The following is a 23,492-nucleotide window of genomic DNA, read 5'->3' as shown; positions in this document are numbered from 1 at the left end:
CTACCCTTGCGATGGAGTCACGTTCGTCACATCACCCAAACCGCCGCCGGCGCTGCGTGGATAATCGATACGTTGATGGTAAATCCCTAAAAGAATGCGCACAAAGGCCGCTTCCACTTTAGAGATGTCTTTTAGAGTCAAATTACACTCATCCAACTGCCCGTCCGAGAATTTTCTTTGAATGATATTGCGAACGATGTTTTGCAAACGTGTCGGCGTTGGCTCATCCAAAGAACGAGCGGCCGCTTCGATACTGTCTGCCAACATACAAAGCGCGGATTCGCGGAATTGTGGTTTCGGGCCTGGATAACGGAAGTCGTTATCACTGATCTCAGGGTCGTCTTCTTTTTTTAGATCCAAAGCTTTGTTGTAGAAATACGAAATCAATGTCGTGCCGTGGTGCTGGATGATACCGTCAAGGATCGGCTTACCTAATTTGTAAGTCGTTCCCATTTCGATACCGTCTTTCACGTGAGCCACAAGCAAGGTCTTACTCATGAATGGTGAAATATGATCGTGAGGATTGTGTCCTGGTTTTTGATTCTCGATAAAATAGTTGGCGTGCTCCATCTTGCCAATATCGTGATAGTAGCACATGACCTTACCCAGAAGAGGATTCGCGCCAATTTCTTCAGCGGCCGCCTCCACCATCGAACCCACCATCATCGAATGGTGATAAGTTCCCGGCGCTTTGACGATCATTTCCTTGAGGAGCGGATGATTAAGATTGCTGAGTTCCAAAAGCTTAACGTCTGTGGTGTAGTTAAAAATTGACTCTAAAAGCGGGATGAACATCATTGCTACCAAGGCACTGAAGATACCGCCGATAAAACCGGCTGGAATGGAAAGAAGAATTTCTTTGCCGCCACCCTCTTGATCAAACTTCGTCATCGTCAGGATAAACGCGATCATCAAGGCATTGATCAGACCCGTGCGAACGCCGGCAAAGTAAACGTCGTTACGGGTTTTACAATTAAACACGCCTCTGGCTGCGGCGATACCACCGACCAACGACACGAACATAAAGCTATAATTGTAATCAACCATGATTCCCAAGCACACCGACAAAAACGCCGTGAAGAGCCACACGATTTCGCCGTAAGTGATTAACAGGCCTACCAGCATCGGCCCTGCCGCGACCGGAGCTGCAAAGAGGAACACCGCCGGAGGTAGAATATGTCCCATTTTCGAAGCAAAGGCGGCGTCTGTCACAAAGAGGTAAATTTTCGTAAAGAAAATGACACCGAAGGCGATCAACATCATGACCGTCACGTCTTTAAAATCAATTTTCACTTTGTTCATCGTGAAACGTTTTAAGTACGAGAAGAACACCATGATCGCCACGGACAACATCAAAGCCATAGACAAAGCCATAACGTCTTTGCGTTTATCCGCGCGGATATTTTCGATTTGCTTAATCACCGCCATTTGGAACGGCTGAATCACGGAACCTTGAACGATGATCGTTTGGTTCTTTTTAATCGTCATTGTCACAGGAATCACAGCATCGCGGGCCGATTGTCTGCGCGAAGCGGTCTCCTGTTTATTCAGAGTTAAATTCGGAACCAAGAGGGAGCGAGTGAAATACAAAAGATTGGCTTGATCAGATTCTGAGAAACGATTGAGGTCTTTCCTAGAATCAAATTCGAAGTTTTCAGGAGCTTGAAGATCCAAGATGTCTTCACGTGGAATCGGATATTCTTTTCCTAGGTTGTTTTTATGAACCACACGCCCTAAGACATTGGCCTGACTCGCCGGAATGAAACGATCCGGAGCTTCGGCAATTTTTTTATCGTACCAGTTTTCAAGATTCCTAATAACGACAGCTTCAATGCGCGGATTGAACTTAAGATCAATCAACCACTCAAACATAAAATCAGAAACGGCAACACCCAGCTCTTTTTCAAACTGCTTCTTATACTGGAAGAAGTCTTTCACCTTCGCGCGATAAGCCGCCGGAGCTGTTGGCCATTTCGTTTCACGATAGTAAGCACGCATGCTTCTAAAAGAGTGGATCAGATTGACAGAGACTCTTTCAAAAACTGACGTATCGTAGTCATAAACGATGGGCACAGAGTATTCGGCCTTGAAGCGCTTTTCTTCTGTCGTCACCTCATCGGTCATTTCAAATCCGATGGGAGAAACCACGTCAAATTTCGCAACGTCACCGACATTAAAGTTATAAGGAATATCGAACTGATAGAAAATCGTGTAGGACAACAAGACGCAATACAGGAAGATCAAAGCCGCGCGGCGGATAAAGAATTTTTCTTCCATGATCTGCACGATGCGACCAAAGAAAGTTTTCTCTAAGCCAATAGAATCCACCCAGTCCAAAAACTTAAGACTGTGATCTTCATAGTTGACTCGAGTCGCAGGACTCTCGCCTTTTTTAGAATTCTTTGCTCGTTGCATATCCTTAGTCTGTAATCCTTAAAAGGGCACTAGTCCTACCCTAACTTGTTTTATAAAAATTGTCGAAATCACTGTGTATTTGTGCTACCTATGAAGAGATTCCATCAGAAAGTCGAGGCTTTTCATGGCGCGCGTTCCTGCTAACTTACGTCAAATTGAGTCCTTAGTCGAGATCGTATCTAGCCTTCGTGGCCCCAATGGCTGCCCTTGGGATAAGGAGCAAACTCACGAATCTTTGACTCAATACGCAATCGAAGAGACTCATGAGCTTGTAGAAGCCATAGAGCATCCTGAAAGCACACAAAAAGATCTGAAAATGAAAGAAGAACTCGGAGATGTTTTATTCCAAGTGGTTCTGCATGCTCAATTGGCCTCTGAACGCGGCGCTTTCACACTGGACGACGTGATCGCTTCTATCTCGGAAAAACTTGTACGTCGACACCCTCATGTGTTTGCCGGAACTGCCGTCACGGACTCTGCTGAAGTTGTGCGCAACTGGGAAGACATCAAGAAACAAGAAAAAGCCAACGAAGGAGAGGTTTCTCCTTATGCATTAAATGTCCCGCCACTTCCCGCCTTACAACGCGCTTATAAAATCGGCAAACGCACCGACAAATTGCAATTCGATTGGGACAACGCTGAGGGAGTGATGGTCAAAGTTGAAGAAGAGTTTGCAGAGCTGCGCGAAGCTCTTGATGAAGATTCTGCGAGTGAAATCGAACACGAATTGGGTGATGTGCTTTTCTCGCTCGCCCAATTAGGTCGCCACTTAGAGATGGAACCAGAACAAGTTTTGCGCAAAGCCAACACACGCTTTGAAGGACGCTTCAACAAGATGATTGAAATCGCCAAGTCTGAAGGAAAAGACTGGGGCGCTCTGACTCTTGATGAAAAAGAAGCGTTTTGGTTAAAAGCCAAGGCGTTGCTAAAAAATAAAACGCCTTAGATACATTTCAAATTGCTCTCGCGGCTATATTTCAACTTATTGTGCGCTGAACACAACAACTGGAGGTTTTCGAGAGCATTACGTCCTCCCGCCCAAACCGGCTGAACGTGGTCCACCTGGAGCTGCCATCGGGAAGAGCATTTCTTTCCAGTGTTTTTGTCAATATGCTGACAGCATTGATCTCTCTGAAAAACGGTTCGACGTACCGGCAACGGGATATATCGTCTTTGGTTGGAAATGAATTCATTGGGATTCTCAGCCTCGACGGAGGCAGGAATACCTGACTCTTCGATGCTTTCTGAGCTTTCAACTTTCGGAAATCTCATCGCACAAGCAGCATTCTTCCTTCTTTCCTTTTTTAAAGATTGAAACGACTTCTGCTGAATAACTTTCTCCGCCACAAACTCAAGAACTTGATCCCAACTTCCATTTGGCAGTGAATGTGACAACAACGTCCGCATCTCAAAACTTCAGATTCCTGATAAGATTTACCAACCAGCTCATTAAGAATGTCTTTCTTTGTTTCCAAAGGAATCTTTAAACGGGCTTCCTTTTGATTCTGACGAATAGCTTTCTGAAGCAAACTAACCTGTGAAAGATTCAAACTTCCCGATCCAAGGCTCTCAGCAACCTCAGGAATATCCCGTGACAATCTAGCTGCATCAATTCTTCTTTGCGCACTTCCCGCAGAATAACCAAGATATTTTGTAAGGTAATCAAAAAGACTCGGATAGGCTTTAGATAGATAAAGTTTTCTACGATCCACTTCAGCGATGTGCGCAAGAATATCCGCAAGCACTTCTCGCTCCTTTTGCACCAAACACTTCAAACTCCGCTCAAGATTTTCATCAGATAGAAATTTAATATTCATCTCTCACTTCTTCGTGAGAGTGATATATCACGGGTTTTAAATACACATTTTCTGGCATTTTCAAAATGAAAAGCCAATCTCAAAACTGCTTTGATCATGCCTTAATACATCCGGAATTGACCTATAGAAAGAGTTTTTTCTTTGCATAAGAAGCATCCAGCTCAAAGAATGCAGACACACTGGCAGTCAAATTTAAGAGAGAAAAATCACGTCAAGAACAAAAGACTTAAATAAAATTGTAATACAAACAACGCACCGCCAAGACCTGGGATGATTTTCTGGTTAGCTATCATCACTGCCGGTAAATAATTCTTTAGCACGTCAGTATCTTTTTACTGCCAAATGGAAGTAGAAGGCAAAGTTCAAAAAAATTAAAATCTCCTCCACTGCTTTCTCCTGACGAGCACGATGCTCGGCAGGAAGGCCATCTCATGGATGGAGGAAGAACTCGCTACTGTCACAGCCGATTGAAACACTCACTGCCAAATGGAAGCGGAGTGAGATTCTTCTACCTATCACGACAAAAAACTCCGTTTGCTCGCGCTCAAAAATCAGAGTGATCTCACCTTCACGTCAAAGGAACTGAAAAGAAGTTCGGCAGTAATTAAGAACTTCCCGAAAGTACGCGTATTTAGCTAGTAACAAGAGTGAGAATCTTCCGGAAACTGTATAGAGGTTCTACAGAAGAATTTTTTTTCAAAAGTGATTGATTCTGCAACTCCCTATAATTTCAAGCACTTATCTTGTCTCACAATGAGACTACTTAAAAATAAAAAAACAAAATCAGGCAGTTATCGCAAATTTCAGTTTCTCGTTGTTTTGAACGAAACTGGTTTCATCAGAAGCATGGTGGGGCTCAGGAGGGCATAACCGTATGATTAATCAAGTCGCACGCAAAGCAGTTTTAATGGCTTCAGCTGTGGCAATGTTTGCAGGATGCAACAAGAGCACTGACTCTTTTTCGCTCTTGAAAGACGGCGCCGACTATAAGCAACAAGCAGTCTTCATTCCGAAAAAAATCGACATCCTTTGGGTTGTCGACAATTCCGGTTCAATGGAAACCTCCCAAAATAACCTTGCTTCTAACTTTCAGGCCTTCATCAATCGTTTTAATCAACACAACTATGACTTCCACATGGCAGTGACAACAACAGAGGCTTGGGAAAAACAATTCAATGCTTCAAGTGAAAAGGCCCGCATCAAGGATGGCGCGGTACTTCAAACAAATCCTAGAGTCGAAACTCATTCCGGTGTGTTTGTTATGGATAAGAACACTCCAAACATGAGCAGTGTTTTTTCTACCAATATCAAACAAGGAACGTTGGGTAACGGTGACGAGCGTGCATTTGAAAGCTTCAAGCAAACTTTACTTGAGCCATGGAATGTCGCTTTCCGCAGAGACGAAGCCTTCCTTGCGGTGATCATCGTGAGTGACGAAGAGGACTTCTCGGGTTCATCATTGAACTCTTTCGAAGACGCTTCTAAAAACTACACAGTACAAAGTTATGTCGACTTCCTTGAGTCTTATACAAATGCGGCGACGAATGGCAAAAATTATTCTGTCAGCGTGATTTCAGTACCGGATGAGGCTTGCAAAAATCAACTTTCTACAGACGGTTTTGCTCGTAAGATCTCGACTCGCCTTCCACAACTTGCCGATCTTACTGGCGGCGTAAAAGGATCTTTGTGCTCTAACTTTGGTGATACGTTGGAGTTGATCTCTGACTCTATCATCCAACTTTCTGCTGTGTTCAAGTTAAGCCGTGAACCGCAAGTCGACACAATCAAAGTTGTTGTTGATGGCGTGACTATCAACCAAGACGCAACAAACGGTTGGACTTACAATGCTTCTGACTTGACGATCACCTTCCACGGAAGTTCCGTGCCTGGTGCGGATGCCAACATTCAAATCGACTACTATCCGACGTCGATTAAACTTTAAAGGGATTTAAGTCATGGGTGGGGTACAAGCAACAAATACAGTTCAGTGGTATATTCTTCGTGGGGAAATGAAATATGGTCCCTACGAATATAGATCCCTGATCACAATGATCCAAAACGGTGAGCTTTACGATTACAACTATGTATGGGCTTCTCACTTGGAGAATTGGACTCTTGTAGGCGATCTGCAAGATTTTTCAAAAGACCGTCTGTGCCGATTGATTGAAACAAAAGATCATCTTTCTGGCGCATTCAAAGATCGTAAATATCCTCGCGTGGACCTTGTGACACCCGTTTATGCTCACAATGAACACAACTTCTTTGACGGACAAACTTTGAGTGTGAGTGAAAATGGAGCACTGGTTCTTCTCAATGATCCATTGCTGCAACTCGGACAACAAATTTTAATTCATTTTAGAACCTCTGAGGTGAATCCTCAGAATTTCAACGTGCTTTGTGAAATCGTTCGTAAGAATTTCTCAAAGCAGAGACTCAACGTAAAATCAGGTTTGCATTATGCAGTTCGTTTCCTCCAAGTGCAAGACCAAGGCATGGCGCAGTTAACAAAATGGACACGCGGTGGCGTTTCCAAGGAGGAAACAAATGGCATTCTTAAAGTTCATGAATGATTCTGGCTTCGTAGGCTGGTGTATTCTGTTAGTGGGTATTGGATCTCTTGTGCTTATCGCGGAACGCGCGCGTGCACTCTATAAAGACTACGGCATGAATGTCGAAGAATTTATGGGTAAGGTTCAAAATCTTATCTTGGCTAAAAAAATGGACGAGGCTTTACTTCTTTGTGCTCAACTTGAAAAGAAACCTCTGGCTAGCGCTTTTAAAACGATCATTGAGAAAGCAGATCGCGACGATGATACGATCTTCCAAGCTCATGACATCGCTTTGAGCGAAAATATTCCTCTTTATACGAAACGTTTGCACTATCTTTCGATGCTTGCCAACGTGGCAACTTTGATGGGTCTTCTTGGTACGATTCACGGTCTTATCCTTTCGTTCCAAGCGGTGGCGACAGCAGATCCAACACAGAAGCAAACTTTGCTTGCGCACGGTATCTCGGTTTCGATGTATACAACAGCATTGGGTCTTGCGGTGGCAATCCCCGCGATGGTGTTCTTCTCTTTCTTGACTGCCCGTCAAAACCAATTGATCGAGCAAATGGCAGAGAAGTGCGGAAAATTAGCTGAGCTTTTAACTAGCGCTCATATCCCAAGTCTGACTCGTCAAAACGTGTTCCCAGATCACGTAACGACTCCGACTTCGACTCCTCCGTCTCCAGGTTCAAAAGCTTCCTAAGGGAAGCTTTGATCCAAGCGGTGGGCACCTTATCAAGGATGGGATAATTTATGAGACGCATGAAAAAGATCAAAATCAATCACCATAGTGAGTTCGAGCTGGACTTGGCTCCACTCCTTGCCGTGATGGTAAAACTTGTTCCGGTTCTTCTGATCTCTTCAGCCTTCGTGCAAATGATGGTGATCGAGACTGAACTTCCGCAAGTTGTGAATGAAGCTATTCAACGTCAAGAACAACAACCGACTCCCACAAACGTGGCGATTGAGGTTGATGCGAAAGACGGTATCAACATCGTCATTACCGAAAAAGGTAAAGACCAAGTGGAAAACATTCCTCTTAAGAATGGCGCCTTTGACTACACGACTCTTCACCAAAAATTGATCGCAGTAAAAAAAGCGCACCCAGAGATTTTCAAAATTGAACTCAACCCTGATGGCAAAGTTCCTTACAACGAAGTCGTCAAAGTCATGGATGAAGCTCGTCAAGCTCGTGACAGCAGTATCAAGTTTCCTGTGTTCGACACCAAACAAGGTAAGAACGTAGAAACGAACTACATGTTCCCCGAGATTGTCTTCGCCAATATGATGGAGGGCTAAGATATGTCACGTCGTCGTAGATATGAACCCAATTTAAATAAGAACTCGACATTCACCTTGAATATTACATCCATGACGGACATGTTCGTCCTCTTGCTGGTGTTCTTGTTGCAATCTTATTCCACTTCAGATGTGCAAATCACACCTGAAAATGGATTGCGTTTGCCTAGTTCCGCTTCTTTGGTCAATCCGACAGAGGCTGTGAAAATTTCTCTTTCACAAGAGGCTTTGAAGATTGATGAAAACAAGATCGCTGACGTGAAAAATGCCGATTTCCTTCCGCAAGATCTTGAAGACAAAGATACAAACTTTATTAAACCGCTTTTTGAAGAATTAGATAAGCTTGCGAAATCTTCTTCGGATAAAGCTCACATCAAGGAAGGCCGCATCCTTCTTCAAGCCGATAAGGAACTTCCTTACGCAACTTTGAGAAAAGTGATGTACACGGCTTCGATGGCAGGTTTCCCTCAGTTGAAACTTGTGACCATGGTTGGAGAATAAGTTTATGATGCGCACAGTGGTTTTGCTTCTTGCATTTCATCTCTTCTCTCTTTATTGCTTCGCTGCGGATAAAAACGCAAAAGGTCTTTTACCTGAAGTTCGTTTGAACAGCAGCGAAGACGAAAACGAGAAAAAAGCTTTCAGTAGCGAGATTATGATCACTCGCTCTGAAAACAAGGCTATTGAATCACTGCAAGCGATCATCAAAAAGAAAAAAGGTTCTAAAGAAGAAGCCGACCTTTGGTATCGTCTGGCGGAAATGTATATGCGCCGCTCGAAATCAGGTCGTTTCTTTGACTTGCACCAAGACACTCCCCTTATGAAACTTTCACCGTTCCCAGTACCAAATGAAAAAGGTTCTGAGGCGGTTAAACGCGCTATTAAGATCTATACGAAAATTGAGATCGACTTCCCTAACTTCAAACAAATGGATGCCGTGTTATTCAATAACGCGTTTGCAAACCAACAAGTCGCTCAATACAGACAATCTGAAGCTCTTTACCATAAACTTTTGACTCGTTTCCCTAAGTCTCCCCTTATTGCCGATGGTACATTGGCGGTGGGCGAACTTCTTTATGAGCAAGGGAAATTCAAAGAGTCTCTGGAGCATTTCCTTAAAGTGGAAAAGTTCCCAAACAGCCGTGTTTATTCCTACGGTATGTATAAAGCCGCATGGGCTTACTACAATCTTCGCGATAGTGAAAATGGGATTAAAAAACTCGTTGACGTCGTAAAATCCAACCCGCCTCTTCAAGATGGTGAGGTTCCGACAAACCGCCACAATCTTCGTCGCGAGGCTCTTCGCGATTTGACGGTGTTCATTGGCGACTCTTATCCAGCTAACAAACTTTATTCTTTCTTTGAAGACATCACGACAGAAGATGAGCTCGGTCAATCTATGATCGACCTGGCAAAACTTTATGAATCCCACAGCCGTCACAAAGAAATGAACATCTTCTTGGAAGAGTACATCGACAAACGCTCTTCAGGACCTGATGTTGTTAAATCACATCTCTTCTTGGTTTCTGCCAATGAAGACTTGAAAAAACGTGACAAGGTTATTGATCACCTTCAATACGCCAGCGATCTATGCAAAAAGGACTCTACGTGGAGAACTTTGCAAAAAGCCGACGTAGCAAAAGTGTCTTGTGAAGAAGAATTCCGCCATACAAGCCTGGATATGGCAAAAAAATGGTGGGAGATCTGGCTTAAGAACAAACAAAACGTTGCATTCTCTGATTTAACGCAAAGACTATTTAAGTTGATCTTGGAAAACGAAGACCCTACAAAACCAGACTTAAAAACTCGTTTTGCCTACGGGGAACTTCTATTCCAATTGGAAAAATACGACGAAGCCAGCACTCAGTACAAAATGGTCGGCGACAAATCGACTGAGGAAACTCTTCGTCATGATGCCAACTATGCCGCTCTTTATGCTAAAGAGAAAAGTATTGAAAAAGGAAAAGATCCTTTGAAAGAAGCTGAACGTAAAGAATTGGCTTCTAACTACTTGGCAAAACATCCCACTGGAAAGTTCTCTACCTTGGTTAAATTCAAAGTGGGCCATATTGCCTACGAAGAATCGAACTACCCTGAAGCTGAGAAATGGTTAAAACCATTGGCGCAACTTAAAGGTGCCGATAATGCCGAGATCAAAAAGAAGTCTGAAGACTTGATCTTGGATATACTCAACATCCGTAAAGACTACGCGGGAATCAAAGATTTCTCGAAGCAAGTCATGACAACAACAACGGATGACACCCGCAAGAAGAACATGAACAAAATCTTGGAAGAAGCTCATTTCACTGAGATCCAAGAATTTGCTAAAGGCGGCGACAAGAACCAGGCTTCTGAAAAGTTGATTGCTTTCGCCAAAGAACACGAGAACTCAAAACTTTCTCAAGATGCTTTGTGGCAAGCCCTGAGCCTTCTTTATGCTGAAGGCAAGATCTTTGACGCTGCTGAGTTGTCTTTGAAGTTCGTGCAAAAATATCCTGAAGACAAACGCAACCTCGACGCTCTTAAAGAGGCCGCGAAGGCTTATGCCGACGTCGGTCAGATTTCAAAATCAGCTGAGACTCTTTTGAAAGTTGCAGACCTTGATAAAAAGGCTCGCAACACTCATCTTGAGTTGGCTGCTGACATTTACTTGCTTGAAAAGAAAAACAAAGAAGCTCGTAATGCTTACATGGGTATCCTTAATGGCGCAGACAACAAAACTTTGACGCGCATTTACGGTAAACTCATGGACTCTTACAAGAGCGAATCCCGCTCTAATGAGCTTGAGAAATTGCAAAACCAAATCTTGGCTAAAGGCATTGAGCCCTACACGACTGAAATCATGATTGATCGTGCTAAAGCTCTTTTAGATTCAGGTAAAACTACAGCGGCCTTCGACTTGGCGATGAAAGCCAACGGTCGCGATGTGGCTCCTGAAGTTCGTGCCGAAGCTCGTTTGATCCAAGCGCGCATCCTTGAAAAAGAATTGGCGCAACAAAGTGTGAAGGCCCGTGAAGAAAAATTCGCGATGGTGCTTTCTTTGAAAACTGAAAAGTTGGATAAGGCGCACACGGCTTACTTCACAACTTTGAAAATGAGCAAAGACCCTTATCAACAATTGGAAGCTATGCGCGGTATCGACCGTTGTTATGGCAACTTCATTGAGAGTTTGCAAACAATGCCGCTCCCCGCTTCTTTAAGTCCTGCGGACCAAGAAGCTTTACGTGGTGAGATTGCGAAATTGACAGCTCCGATCCAAGAAAAGAAGAACGAGAACGAAGCTAAATTGAAAGTTTTGGCGGCGTCAAAAGGACAAGCAGCTAGTAACGAACGCGTTTTTGCCAACATCCGTGTGGATCAAACCGTTCCGCCTTTGGCGCAATATCCTGCACCGGACAAAATGACAGCGTTCTTGCCATCTTCATCAGATATGACTATCGGAAAAGTGTCTCGTTTTGAGACGCGCGCTCCGAAAGCCTGCAATAAAAGCGCAATTATGACGGGTCAGATCAAATCTCTGAACGCCCTCGAAGTTGCGGGAAATTGTTATTATTCTAAACAGTTTGAGATGGTCGAAAGACTCGGTCTTGAACTTGCGAAGAGCAAAGAGACACGCGCGCTTGGATTGTTCTATGCCAGCGTGGGATCTGAAGGTAAGGGTTATAACGACAAAGCATTGTGGATGATTGAAGCCGCTTTAAAAACACAGCCAGAAGCGTCTCCTTACGTGTATCAAAAAGCCCGTCTCACTTACAAAGAAGACGGATTGAATTCCGCGATGCCGTTTTTCGAAAAAGTTTTAGACATGCAAATGCCATCGACAGAAATGCAAACTTTCGCTGGTGTGAAGGCATTCTCAGAGGGAGATTTTACGAAGGCGATCGAAAAATTTTCTTCTCTGTCTAAAGAACAGTTGTATACTTTGAGTGTGGGAACTCTGATGAGTGAATCGTATGCTCAGAAGGGTGAAGTCGACAAAGCATTAAGTTTGATCAAAGATTTACTTAATGTTCGTAGAGAAAATGCCGATTTCCTTCTACAGCAAGCACACTTGTTTGAGACCTACAAAGAGAGCCCAACGTTAGCGTTGGATTCTTATGAAAAAGCGTTTAAAGCCAGTCAGCAATTGGAAATGCGTGATTGGTTAGGTAAGAAAATACAGTATTTGAAAACTCAAAACAAAGTCGGTCAGCACGTAATCTCGGGAGACTTGTAGTATGGAGGGTACAAGTGAAAACTTTCATCACAGCGATGATCGCTTTCATTCTCTTGGGAACAGCGACGACTGCCATTGCAAAGACAAGAACAGTCCGTAAAGTCCAGGAAGTAAATTTTGGTGAGATGAACCTCAAGGGAACGATTCGGAACCCTGACGGTGCCTACCTTGTGCAAAAAAGAGGTATTAAGTTTATGCCTCTTTACGATGTGCAAAAGGATATGGACGGTCGTATTCGCGAATCAGCTCTCTACTTGAACAACTAATTTGTTAGAGGTGTCACATGCTCACGTTGATTGTACGTCAGTCCCTTAAGAACGGGACTGTCAAAACCTGGAAACTTCGTTCCAACAATGCCACACACACTTTCGGTTCATCCCGATTGGCTGATGTGATTTCAATTGCTCCGGCAACCAAGGGTATTCAAGGTCTCTTTGAATTCCGCGACGGCCGCTGGTGGTATGTGAACATGGATCTTGCGACAAGCGCGCAAGGCTCAACTCCTCCCGCTTTATGCCTGGATGAGGAAAAAAGCATTGAACTCACAGACTGTGTGCTTAAATTCACACCTGTTACAAAAGAAACAGATCTTTACTTGCGCTTAGATAAAGCCGGTAAAGAACAGCGTGAGTCTGGCAAAAAATTTCAACTCTTTATGGTAAGACAATCCGGTAAAGTGGTTGAAACCAAAGTGTTGCCTTTAAATAAAAAATTTAAACCTTCCATGGCGGTGACTCCAATCACTATCGCCTGCACTCCTTCTGAAGAGTGGCAGAAACAAACCGTGGGAGATCTTGAAATCAGCCAAAGAACTGTGTCTTTGGAAAATGCGTCGAAACTTGCGCACATTTCCGCTGACCAGTTGGTGGATGAAGATTCCAAACGCGGTGTTTTCATCGTGCTTGGAGCAGCTTTGTTCCTTGTGACTTTGGGCCTCTTTGCTCCAAAACCACAAACGGTTGAAACTGCGGCGACTCCTCCAAAAGTGGCGCAAAAAATTATCGTTAAAACTGAATTGAAACCAAAGCGCAAAAGAGTGGAAGCAGCTCCGAAACAAGAAGTTGTCGTGAAACAACAAGCTGCTCCTGCTGGTGGACCCAAAGTTGAAATGCCAACAAGTGGTAGCCAAAGCAAGGTTTCAAAAATGATGAAATCCATCGCGGGTGGCCGTATTTCCCAACTTATCGGGAAAGTTTCAGCACAAGCAGCAAAAAGCGGAAACGTGGTTTTTGCTAATGGTGTGAAAGCGGGCTCAGGTCCTTCCGGTCGCGCTCTTGCTGCTGTTGGCGGCATGGAAAGATCGGGTCGTGACTGGGGTGCTGAAGGTAACGGTAACGGAGTTGTGATTTCTACTGCCGGTAAAGGTGGCGGTAAGAGCGCTTCCGGTATGGGTGGCCTTGCTGCCGGTGGAACTGGTAACGCAGGCGTTGGTTTGATTGAGGAAGAAGGCGAAATTACTGGCGGCTTGGACCGTGAGATCATCGCTCAATATATCAAATCAAAATTGGGACAGATTCTTTATTGCTACGAAAGACAACTCAGTGCCAATCCTGATCTTTTCGGGAAAGTCGCTGTGAAATTCACCATCGGTCCATCGGGCCAAGTTGAACAACAACTAATTGGGGACACGACACTTAAGAACGCAACCGTTGAGGGATGTATATTGAATAGGGTTGCTGCATGGAAGTTTCCGAATCCACAGGGGGGAACTCGCGTGCTTGTGACATATCCATTTTTATTCAAGAGTACAAACTAAGGCGGGGGTAATATCATGTTGAAGAAGACAATCTTAATGTTCATCTTGGCTGCATCTCAAGCATTTGCACAGCAAGGAGCGGAAACAAAGCCAGCAGCACCGGCGGCAGATCAAAGAGGCAGCGACAAGTTAGATATTAAAAAACTGGAGCAAAAATATTGGGCCGCGAAAGATGATGACTTTAGCGTCGTACAAAATCGCCGCTATACAAAAGCCGAAAGATTCTATTTGAACGTGTCTGGCGGTGTGCCTATCAATGACCCGTTCGGAACAGGAACTATCACTTCTGCTTCATTGGGTTACTTCTTTAATGAGCGTTGGGGTATGGACCTAAGCTATACAACAGCGGACATGAAAGACAATGACAACACGAAGCAGTTCATCGAAGAAAACGGAACAGCTCCGAACTACAACTTCTTTAAGAACTCAAAAATGCTGTCTGTTACTTACGTTCCCCTTTACGCAAAGATGAGCTTCGTCGATAAAGCCATTATCTATTTCGACATGGGCATCTCTTTGGGTGTGGGTACGACGGATTACGCCATCAAAAAAGAAGAAGGCGATGAAGACAAGAGCTCTATGAGTTATCAGATCGGTATTAATCAGCAGATCTTTTTCTCTGAGCACTTTGCCATTCGTATGGACTTCATTAATAAATTCACGAACGAAGAACGCTTCAAATACAGTGCAATTGCACCGAATCGCGATCTTGGTTCTAAAGTTACAAACGACACGCAATTATTGCTTGGTCTTACTTATTGGCACTAATTTTCTCCAAGGGCGGGGGATTTATGTATAAGCCGTTACAAATACTAATCGCAATTCCCCTTCTCTGCGGAACAGCTTTCGCTGATCCCGCATTGAAGGTGACTAAATCAGGTCGTGCTCCGGCATCGAATCTGAAAGTAAAAACAAGTCTTGTTCCGACTTTTGAGGTTTATCAAAAGAAAGTCGTTAAAGGAAAAGTCGAAGTTTTTAAAGTTAAAAATATTCCTCTCTTGGACCTTGGCGAAGAGCGCCAGGTTCAAGCTTCGGAAATGAGTCCTTTACGTCTCCCCGCTTCTCGCGATGTGGAACTCAAAGGCACTCGCCGTCGTGAATCTCCTCCCGTCTTGCAATTCCAAATTGCACCTTACAATGTGACGGTAGAGGGAGCTAAGACTTTAACAACTGCGGATGCATTCAATAAAATTCCAGATGTCAAAATCTTGAATCCTGTGATGGACCCTGTAACCAAAGATCCTTTGGTTCAGTTGGCCAAAATGGATGACATGCAACCGAATGACTACAAACTTTTGCAAGCGTTGATTTTCTTGGAAATCCAAAAGAATTACGAATTGGCCATGGGCCTTTTCGCAGAGCTGATGGATGATCCAGAACATCGCACAGAAGCTCTTTATCACTATGCTATGACTGCAAAAGGCATGGGACTGAACTCGGAGTTCCGTCAATACATGATCCAAGTAGCGCAAGAAACAAAGAACAAAGAGTGGCAACAAAAAGCCACTGAAGCTTTGGTTCAACATATCGACGTGCTAGAGACTTCCGACATCGCTTTGGTCGATCCTTTGGTGATCAAGTATGAACTTGATGTGACAAAGAACGACGAATACCAATTGACTCGCGCAAAACATTATTCTGAAAAAGGCCAATTGGGCTTGATGGAAGACGCTTTGATCTTTATCCCAGAGACGTCTCCCCGTTATCCTGACGCTTTGTTGTTAACAGCTCTTTTCAACTACCGCCAAGGTAAAGTGGACGACGCTGTTATTCATCTTGAAAAATTGATGAAGGCAACAGAGGCCGACAAGACATCACAAATCCGCTCTGTGGGTGCATTGACTTTGGCTCGTATGCAATTCCAAAAGAGTGATTATAAAGATGCCTTCCAATCTTACTTGAAAGTCGACAAGTCAAATCCATTGTGGTTGCAAGCCATGGTTGAGAGCGCCTGGACACAAATTCTGGGTGAAGACTACGAAGGGGCCGCGGGAAATATGTTCTCTCTTCACACGGACTTCTTTAAAAATGCCTTTTCTCCAGAGTCTTACGTTGTTCGTACTGTGGGTTACTTGAATCTTTGCCAATACGGTGACGGCGTGCAAGTGCTTAACGAGATGAATAAAAAGTATGCTCCTTGGAAAAAGAAACTTGAAGACTACGCGAAGGGCAACAAAACATCTTTGAACTATTATGATACAGTGAAAAACTGGCTTAAGAACTCTGACATGAAAGAAGTCGATGGTTTGCCAAGATCTTTCATCGTGGAGTTGGCTCGCCACCCTGCTTACATGAGCGTGCAAAAGCAAATCAACAACTATGAAGACGAAATCGTTCGTTTCAATAAGATTGCTTTAACGCTTGTGAAAAAAGAGCGTGAGTTGATTACCAAACAAAACGAAGCCAATAAACAATTGGCCGACGCGAAAAAAGGTATCAAAGGCGACAGCCCTTCTGAATCTGCCGTAGCGAGTGTACAAAATGCGGAAAAGAAACTTTTAAGCTACCGCATTCAGTACCACATCGCGAAGAAAGCCCGCACTTCGATTAAAAATCTAAGAGCGCAAGGCATGGCTCGTATCGAAAAAGAAAAATCTGTTCTTCGTGCCCAAGCCTCTCAAGCCCTGCAAGGTCGTTTCAATGAAATGCTTGCCAGCTTGAACAAGGTTCTCGATCAGAATGAAGTTCTGCAATACGAATTGTATTCTGGTGCCGGTGAACACATCCGCTACCAAATGGCTGGCGGAGAAACGAATGAAAAAGAACGTCCTGAATTAAAAGTTCAAAAAGAGAAAAGTTTGAACTGGAAATTCAAAGGCGAAATCTGGGAAGACGAGGTGGGTCACTATCGTTCTTCTTTGAAAAATGTCTGCCCACAAGATTCAAATGTGGCTGGTTTGTCTGAACAATAAGGAAAGGATTTTCAAGATGAAATTCGCAAAAGCAATGACGACTTTGACTATCGGTGTTTTGATGAGCCTGCACACAACAGCTTGGGCCCAGAATTCTGCTAAAGAAGGTTTGGAGCGCATCAAAGCCAACGTCAACAACTCTAAAACCAATCTTCAAGAGTATGAAAAGAACCTGAAAACTGTTGAAGGTAATATTAACGAAGTAACAAAAGCCAAATCCCAGGTTGAAGGCCAACAGAAGCAAGTTCAACAGCAGGTTGAAGAAAACAACCAGGCTATGGGACGCATCGGCGGCCAGGAAAAAGAAATCCAACAGCTGATCACTGACGAGAAAAACAAACTGGTTCAAGAGAATCAAAAGATTCAAGAGTTTGAAGCCATGATCGCCAAGATCAAAGAAAACCAAAAGAAGAGAGAGATGAACATCAGCGACTATCAGTTGCAACTCACTCAACTTCAGGAAGAAAAAAAGATCTGGAGTTCTCGTGCGGGTTCTTTGAAAGAGCAAAACGATCAGGTGAACCAAAAGCTTCGCTCTTTAGCTAGTGAAGAGAACGAATGGAAAGCCAAACAAAAAGGCTACCAAGGTGAAGTAAAGCGCTGGAGCAAAGAAGTCGAAAGACAGCAAAAGATCAGCGACAGCTACAACTCTTTGGCAGAAGTTAAATAGATTTCAATCGAATCCTGTATTAATTAGAGCCATCTTTGCGAAAAGATGGCTCTTTCTTTTTGGACTAAACTCCCAATTCATTACTCACATTCAAAAAACTAGACTTATCCCCGGTGGAGAAAGTCCGAAACTATCTCTGCTTTTAATTAGCGACCTTAATTAATTCAAGAGGAGTTTATGCAACAATCATCGATCAGTTCTTGGTTCCGTGGAATCAAGGGAAAGTTACTTTTTGCCGCTATTCTACCCATTATTGGTTTTGCGGTTGTTTTTGTAATTTCAAAATCAGGCATGTCGACTGTGACAACCTATCTTGAGAACTCACACAAGAATATCATTCCCAATATTCAAGCTCTGGGAGAAATGCGCCAGGCACGCAACAAGTACGGCTACCAAGTATTTGCAGCGATGGCGATGCCTACATCTGAAAAACGTGAAGAGCGTTTGAAAATTGCCCGCGATGCGATCAACGAATACGAAAAGGCCATGGATTTCTATGAGTCCACACCGTTCACTCCGGAAATGGAAAAGGTTTATGCTGAAGCAAAATCTGTTAAGGCTGAGTACTTGCAGCTTCTCCGTAAAGTAGCTGATCTAGTAGCGACCGGAAAACCTGAAGCTTACGAAGAAGCTCGGAGTCAACTGGATGGTCGTTTGTGGCAAATCGGTTCTATCATGGGCAAAATGAGCGCCACGTCCCTTGAATACTACAATAGCCTTGCAAAAAGCGACGACGCAGGAGCTGACGCCGCAACTGCCAACGCAGATAAAATGATTATGCTTGTTACGGCAATGGCCACTCTCGCTATTTTGGGACTTCTTTTGTGGATCGCTTCACGTATCGCCTCTTCTGTGGGCTCTATTGCTGAGCGTTTAACAACAGCCGGTGGTCAAGTGGCTTCTTCAGTTGAACAGCTGAATGAAGCTGGCAACAGCCTTTCTCAATCCTCAACTGAAGCCGCAGCATCGTTGGAAGAAACCGTTGCCGCTCTGGAAGAGATGAGCTCCATGGTGCAAATGAACTCGGATAACGCGAAACAGGCTGCCGCCCTTTCTTCTTCATCAAAAGAAGCTGCGGAAACTGGCGAAAGAGAAATTCAAACTTTGATCCAATCTATGACGGAAATTTCTCAGTCTTCTAAAAAGATCGAAGAGATTATCTCTGTTATTGACGACATCGCCTTCCAAACGAACTTGTTGGCTTTGAATGCAGCAGTTGAAGCGGCTCGCGCTGGCGAACAAGGAAAAGGATTTGCGGTTGTAGCTGAAGCTGTTCGCGCTCTTGCACAAAGAAGTGCAGCCGCGGCAAAAGATATCACAAGTCTTATCAAAGACTCTGTGGCACAAATCGAAAACGGCAGCGACATTGCCGACAAGAGTGGTGCTGTCCTTAGCAACATCGTGAATTCAGTAAAAAAGGTTTCTGACCTTAATAATGAAATTGCGGCGGCAAGCTCTGAGCAAACGACAGGTATTCAACAGATCAGCAAAGCGATGAATCAACTAGATCAAGCGTCTCAATCAAATGCAGCTTCGGCAGAGGAAATTGCAGCGACAAGCGGCGAGATCAACAACCTTGCAACGACAGCGCAAAGCCTCACGGTAGAACTGAATACCGTTGTTTTGGGTGGCACACACCAAACTACAGATGAAGTGGCTGCACCCACGACGACAGCAAAGAAAAAGAATGTCTTTGCCAAAGCAGCTCCTAAAAATAATGTCATTAAAATGAAAAGTCCTGCTACCGCGAAAAAAGAATCCCAAGACGTCATCCCTTTTGATGAAGACACTCGCGCTAAAGTCGGAACGACTGACGGTTTCTAACCATAAAGCAATCAAGATTTATTTACCAAGCCCCTCGACTTTCGAGGGGTTTTTCTGTTTTAAACCCAACAAAAGTCATATTCAAAAATCTAGACTTAGTATTCCTAAGTAATATTCCGAATAAAATTCGGTCAAGCCTGTTAAGAACATATCAAAATATGGAGCTATGTAATGGAACTCACAAGTTGGTTTCGAGGAATTAAGGGACGTCTACTTTTCGCTGCTTTTCTACCTATGGTTGGATTTGCCGTTCTTGGAGCGGTTTCGTATCAAGGAGTTGGAAATGTATTGACGCTCTTACACGCGGCAAATGAACAAGTCATCCCGACCTTTGATGTCTTAGGTGAATTGCGCCAAGCGCGCAATAAATATATGTATCAGGTATGGGTTTCTATTCAATACGTAGAACATAAAGAAAAAATGGCAAGCCATCTGAATTCAGCACGTGAAGCATTTCAAGAGTATAAAAAAGCTCTGGAATTCTATGATCCAGTCCCAAGAACTCCTGAAGAAGACAAAATCTATCAAGAGATTAAACCCACTTTTCCCGAGTTCTATGCAAACATGGAAAAAGTGATCCAACTTATAGAAACTGGCGATCCGCAAAAAGTTGAGGAGGCAAAAGGTCTACTAAACGGAAGGATCAATGAGCTTTCTATCGGCATCCGTAAATGGAATGGCGCCGTGAAAGACATCTATGCAAAAATAGCAAAAGACGGCGTTGTTGCTGCGGCAGAAACAGAAAAGTTCGTAAAAAACATGGTGATCATGGTCACTCTATTTAGTGGTATTGCGATCTTCGGTGTTCTTTTGTGGATTGCTGCTCGCATAACAAGCTCCGTCGGATCTATCGCAGATCGTTTGACAACAGCTGGTGGCCAAGTTGCTACGTCTGTTGAGCAATTAAACGAAGCTGGTAACAGTCTTTCTCAATCTTCGACAGAAGCTGCTGCTTCTCTTGAAGAAACGGTCGCAGCCCTGGAAGAAATGACTTCGATGGTACAAATGAATTCTGACAATGCAAAACAAGCGGCGGCCCTTTCTTCTTCTTCCCGTGACTCTGCGGAGCAAGGTGAAAAAGAAATCCAAAGTCTGATCAAATCAATGACAGAGATTTCTCAATCTTCTAAAAAGATCGAAGAAATCATCCACGTTATTGATGATATCGCTTTCCAAACGAATTTGCTGGCTCTTAACGCCGCAGTGGAAGCGGCTCGCGCTGGTGAGCAAGGTAAAGGCTTTGCGGTTGTTGCGGAAGCGGTTCGTGCCTTGGCGCAAAGAAGTGCTTCTTCTGCAAAAGATATTTCAAGTTTGATCAAAGAATCCGTATCACAAATTGACGAAGGTAGTAAAATTGCTGACGAAAGCGGAACGGTTCTTACAAACATCGTGAATTCAATCAAAAAAGTGGCCGATCTGAACAATGAAATTGCGGCAGCAAGTGCAGAACAAACAACAGGCATCCAACAAATCGGTAAAGCTATGAATCAGTTGGATCAAGCCTCTCAATCCAATGCTGCTTCTGCTGAAGAAATCGCAGCAACAAGTGGTGAGATCAGCAATCTTGCAGTGACGGCGCAAAACCTGACTGTTGAATTGAACTCTGTGATCTTGGGAACAACAGAACACCGCTCAAACTCCCCTGTTGCATCTGAGAAATCCGAAAGTAAAAAAGCAAAACCGGCAACGAAAAAATCAAATGTCGTGAACTTCCGTGCAAAAGCACCGGCTCCAAATAAAGCCGCTGAAGTAATCCCATTTGACGACGACGGTCGCGCTAAAGTCGGAACAACGGACGGATTTTAGTAAACTCCTCGCAGCGAAGTAAAGCTGCGAGCGAGAAATAGACAATGACGGCACCGATGATGGTGATGAAAAGGGCTAGCGTTTGCAGCCCTTTTCCCATTTCTAGAGAAATAAAATCATAGATTTTCAGAGTGAGTGCAAGCCCCACTCCCGCAATAACAAACTTACTCCCCGACTTTACAAGACGTCCCCACGCAAAAGACAGCTCCCAGTAACGAAGCCCTATCAACAAAATCAAAGCATTCAAAAACGCCGAGAGAAGCCCTGAATACATCAACCCGACAAGCCCTTCAGATCGCATCAAGATCGGCGCCACGGCGATATGCACAATAAGACAAAAAACAGACACCACTGCAGGAAACCACGTATTTTTGATCGAATAATAAAGAGGCATCAACACCCGACTGCAGGAAATCAAAATCAAACTCGCGGCATAGACTTTTAAAACAGCAGCGGTGGACTGCACGTCTTCAACGGTAAAGCGCCCTCGCAAAAATAAAACCTCAATGATGGGTTCAGCGAGGAAGAACAATCCCAAAGCGGCGGGCCACGCCAGAAACAAGTTCATCAAAAAACTTTCCTGGGAAGTTTCACGGAATTTTTCTTTGTCTTTTGCCGCCGCTAAGGCGCTTAAGGTCGGAAGAAGAGCCGCTCCGATACTCACAGAAATAAGAGACAAAGGAAGCTCTAACAACCGATCCGCCCAATAAATATAGGAAATAGAACCTTCCGGAAGAGAGCTTGCAAAATACAGATTCACCAGAGTTGAAAACTGCAAAAGCCCCATACCGATAAGGCCTGGAATCATATTGCGCAGAACTTGTTTCACATCTTCATTCCAGATGTTCATTTTAAAATGCGGAAGATAATTGCGACTCTTTAAAGCAAACCACAATAACAGTGCTTGCAAGAGTCCCCCGATGAAAACACCCCACGCAAGCCCGTCTCCCCGGACCGGAAACCATTCTGGCGGCATGAAAGTAAAAACCAGCATCGAGATATTGAGAAGTGCAGGTGCTGCGGCAGGAAGTCCAAAACTCCCCAAGGCATTGAGGATGCCCATGAAGTAAGCGTAAGAGCACACGAAGAAAACGAAACCAAACATGATGCGACCCATACGCACCGTCAGCTCCCATTTTTCTGCGAAAGAGCCATAGGAGTCAGCAAGCAGTAGACGGAAGATCTCTTCCGTAAAAATCACTCCCAAGAGAGTTAAAACACCGAGGACGATTAAAAGCAGAGTATAAAGGCCGTTAGCTAAGTTTTTGGCGCGAACTCCGCTAGAGTCTTCGGCCTGGGCTTCCATAAAAACGGGAATAAAGCTCACAGAAAGGGAGCCTTCGCCCAAAAGGCGGCGAAAAAGATTGGGAATACGGAAGGCGGCGGTCCATGCATCGGTGACCGTGCGATCGAATAGAGCGCCCAAAGCCACGTCCCTTAATAAGCCCAAGATGCGGCTAGTTAAGGTCCCGGAGGCCATCAAAAAAGCCCTTTTAAAGACCTTTTTGCGATCTTCCTTTAATCCGCTTGCTTCCCGAGACACCCTATGTTAATCCCTTTGTTTCTGTTTAAATAAGATTACTGTGGAGGTTATCCCTTGGCAAATCATAAGTCTGCAGCAAAAAGAGCTCGTCAGTCTATCCGTAAAACTGCTGTTAACAACGCTCGCAAAAGCACTGTTAAAACTGTAGAAAAAAGCTTGGTAAAAGCTATTCAAGCTAAAGATGTTAAAGCTCTTCCTGAGTTGTTGAAGAAGTTCACTGCTCAAGTAATGAAAGCTGCTAAAACTGGCGTTATTAAGAAAGAAACGGCTTCTCGTAAAATCAGCCGTCTTTCTACACGCGTTTCTGCAACTAAGTAGTAGCGTCTGTTCTTGCTGACACAAAAGATCGGATTTGTCTTTTGATAGCGAATTCGATCTCGTTGAAGCTCAAGCCGTGGGTGACTCTTTGGTCACCCTCTTTTTTTTGTGTTGAGCGCACGTTTCCGCGTAAGAATACGAAATCCCCGCCTGGAACTTGAAAGCTCACGACAAGCTCATGCCCTTCCGTCAAAACGAAATCTGACAGGATGGACATACCCCCTTCGCCAATTTCGCCGGACTCACAAACAAAGTAGGTTCCATCACAAAGGACACCCACCTTGCGCTTCATCGCACGGCGCGGATACTGACGGCGGAAATAGCCTTTATCTTCAAACGGTTTATTCATCAGGATACTTATCGGTAT

20 protein-coding genes are annotated in these 23,492 nt (G+C 44.1%); 15 read left to right on the top strand and 5 right to left on the bottom strand.

Features of this window, described 5'->3' with window-relative positions:
- The gene (locus ACL934_RS07420) at window positions 1–2,415 is read right to left on the bottom strand and encodes an HD family phosphohydrolase (RefSeq protein ID WP_374079426.1); all 2,415 of its coding nucleotides are present in this window, start codon (window positions 2,413–2,415) and stop codon (window positions 1–3) included.
- A gap of 124 nt (window positions 2,416–2,539) precedes the next feature.
- Here ACL934_RS07420 and mazG point away from each other — a divergent pair, with 124 nt between their 5' ends.
- Window positions 2,540–3,361 carry a nucleoside triphosphate pyrophosphohydrolase gene (gene mazG, locus ACL934_RS07415; RefSeq protein WP_374079423.1) on the top strand — a complete coding sequence of 274 codons (822 nt, stop codon included), beginning with the start codon at window positions 2,540–2,542 and terminating at the stop codon, window positions 3,359–3,361.
- On the opposite strand, the gene ACL934_RS07410 is transcribed toward mazG, so the two are convergent.
- Together ACL934_RS07410 and ACL934_RS07405 are read right to left on the bottom strand one after the other, a co-directional pair.
- Window positions 3,358–3,687, bottom strand: coding sequence for an HNH endonuclease (locus ACL934_RS07410; protein ID WP_374079421.1), 330 nt, complete (start codon window positions 3,685–3,687; stop codon window positions 3,358–3,360). The two genes, mazG and ACL934_RS07410, sit on opposite strands and share 4 nt — an antisense overlap.
- Window positions 3,688–3,719: 32 nt before the next feature.
- Window positions 3,720–4,232 carry a hypothetical protein gene (locus tag ACL934_RS07405; protein ID WP_374079418.1) on the bottom strand — a complete coding sequence of 171 codons (513 nt, stop codon included), beginning with the start codon at window positions 4,230–4,232 and terminating at the stop codon, window positions 3,720–3,722.
- Between the two features lie 874 nt (window positions 4,233–5,106).
- On the opposite strand from ACL934_RS07405, the gene ACL934_RS07400 reads away from it, so the two are divergent.
- From ACL934_RS07400 to ACL934_RS07340, 13 genes are all read left to right on the top strand, one after another.
- Entirely contained in the window at window positions 5,107–6,174 is a 1,068-nt protein-coding gene (locus tag ACL934_RS07400; protein WP_374079415.1) for a hypothetical protein, read from the top strand.
- Window positions 6,175–6,187: 13 nt separating this feature from the next.
- Entirely contained in the window at window positions 6,188–6,802 is a 615-nt protein-coding gene (locus ACL934_RS07395) for a PilZ domain-containing protein (protein ID WP_374079412.1), read from the top strand.
- Entirely contained in the window at window positions 6,777–7,484 is a 708-nt protein-coding gene (locus ACL934_RS07390) for a MotA/TolQ/ExbB proton channel family protein (protein WP_374079409.1), read from the top strand. Before ACL934_RS07395 ends, ACL934_RS07390 begins: the two co-directional genes overlap by 26 nt.
- A 50-nt stretch (window positions 7,485–7,534) precedes the next feature.
- On the top strand, window positions 7,535–8,080 hold the full coding sequence (locus tag ACL934_RS07385) for an ExbD/TolR family protein (protein ID WP_413613274.1): 546 nt from the start codon (window positions 7,535–7,537) through the stop codon (window positions 8,078–8,080).
- Between the two features lie 3 nt (window positions 8,081–8,083).
- Complete coding sequence (locus ACL934_RS07380; protein ID WP_374079407.1) at window positions 8,084–8,581, top strand: ExbD/TolR family protein; 498 nt, start codon at window positions 8,084–8,086, stop codon at window positions 8,579–8,581.
- Between the two features lie 4 nt (window positions 8,582–8,585).
- Window positions 8,586–12,296, top strand: a complete 3,711-nt coding sequence (locus tag ACL934_RS07375) for a tetratricopeptide repeat protein (protein ID WP_413613273.1) — start codon at window positions 8,586–8,588, stop codon at window positions 12,294–12,296.
- Window positions 12,297–12,310: 14 nt separating this feature from the next.
- Window positions 12,311–12,562, top strand: coding sequence for a hypothetical protein (locus ACL934_RS07370; protein WP_374079401.1), 252 nt, complete (start codon window positions 12,311–12,313; stop codon window positions 12,560–12,562).
- A 17-nt stretch (window positions 12,563–12,579) separates the two neighbouring features.
- Complete coding sequence (locus tag ACL934_RS07365) at window positions 12,580–14,052, top strand: AgmX/PglI C-terminal domain-containing protein (protein WP_374079398.1); 1,473 nt, start codon at window positions 12,580–12,582, stop codon at window positions 14,050–14,052.
- A gap of 15 nt (window positions 14,053–14,067) precedes the next feature.
- Complete coding sequence (locus tag ACL934_RS07360) at window positions 14,068–14,820, top strand: outer membrane beta-barrel domain-containing protein (protein WP_374079395.1); 753 nt, start codon at window positions 14,068–14,070, stop codon at window positions 14,818–14,820.
- A gap of 23 nt (window positions 14,821–14,843) precedes the next feature.
- Complete coding sequence (locus ACL934_RS07355) at window positions 14,844–16,964, top strand: tetratricopeptide repeat protein (RefSeq protein WP_374079392.1); 2,121 nt, start codon at window positions 14,844–14,846, stop codon at window positions 16,962–16,964.
- Between the two features lie 16 nt (window positions 16,965–16,980).
- On the top strand, window positions 16,981–17,634 hold the full coding sequence (locus ACL934_RS07350) for a hypothetical protein (protein WP_413613272.1): 654 nt from the start codon (window positions 16,981–16,983) through the stop codon (window positions 17,632–17,634).
- A 177-nt stretch (window positions 17,635–17,811) separates the two neighbouring features.
- Window positions 17,812–19,458, top strand: coding sequence for a methyl-accepting chemotaxis protein (locus tag ACL934_RS07345; protein ID WP_374079384.1), 1,647 nt, complete (start codon window positions 17,812–17,814; stop codon window positions 19,456–19,458).
- Window positions 19,459–19,629: 171 nt separating this feature from the next.
- Window positions 19,630–21,264, top strand: coding sequence for a methyl-accepting chemotaxis protein (locus ACL934_RS07340; protein ID WP_374079382.1), 1,635 nt, complete (start codon window positions 19,630–19,632; stop codon window positions 21,262–21,264).
- Here ACL934_RS07340 and murJ read toward each other — a convergent pair.
- Window positions 21,236–22,744 carry a murein biosynthesis integral membrane protein MurJ gene (gene murJ / locus ACL934_RS07335; protein ID WP_374079379.1) on the bottom strand — a complete coding sequence of 503 codons (1,509 nt, stop codon included), beginning with the start codon at window positions 22,742–22,744 and terminating at the stop codon, window positions 21,236–21,238. The genes ACL934_RS07340 and murJ overlap by 29 nt on opposite strands.
- Window positions 22,745–22,861: 117 nt before the next feature.
- On the opposite strand from murJ, the gene rpsT reads away from it, so the two are divergent.
- Complete coding sequence (gene rpsT, locus ACL934_RS07330; RefSeq protein WP_295904469.1) at window positions 22,862–23,125, top strand: 30S ribosomal protein S20; 264 nt, start codon at window positions 22,862–22,864, stop codon at window positions 23,123–23,125.
- Here the strand turns inward: rpsT and ACL934_RS07325 are convergent.
- Complete coding sequence (locus ACL934_RS07325) at window positions 23,118–23,474, bottom strand: PilZ domain-containing protein (RefSeq protein ID WP_374079375.1); 357 nt, start codon at window positions 23,472–23,474, stop codon at window positions 23,118–23,120. The two genes, rpsT and ACL934_RS07325, sit on opposite strands and share 8 nt — an antisense overlap.
- Window positions 23,475–23,492 lie beyond the last annotated feature (18 nt).

The sequence above is a fragment of the Bdellovibrio sp. HCB-110 genome, from assembly GCF_047323225.1.
GTDB lineage: Bacteria > Bdellovibrionota > Bdellovibrionia > Bdellovibrionales > Bdellovibrionaceae > Bdellovibrio.
The sequence above is the reverse complement of the archived record's forward strand: the minus strand, read 5'-3'. Positions and strand labels throughout refer to the sequence as shown.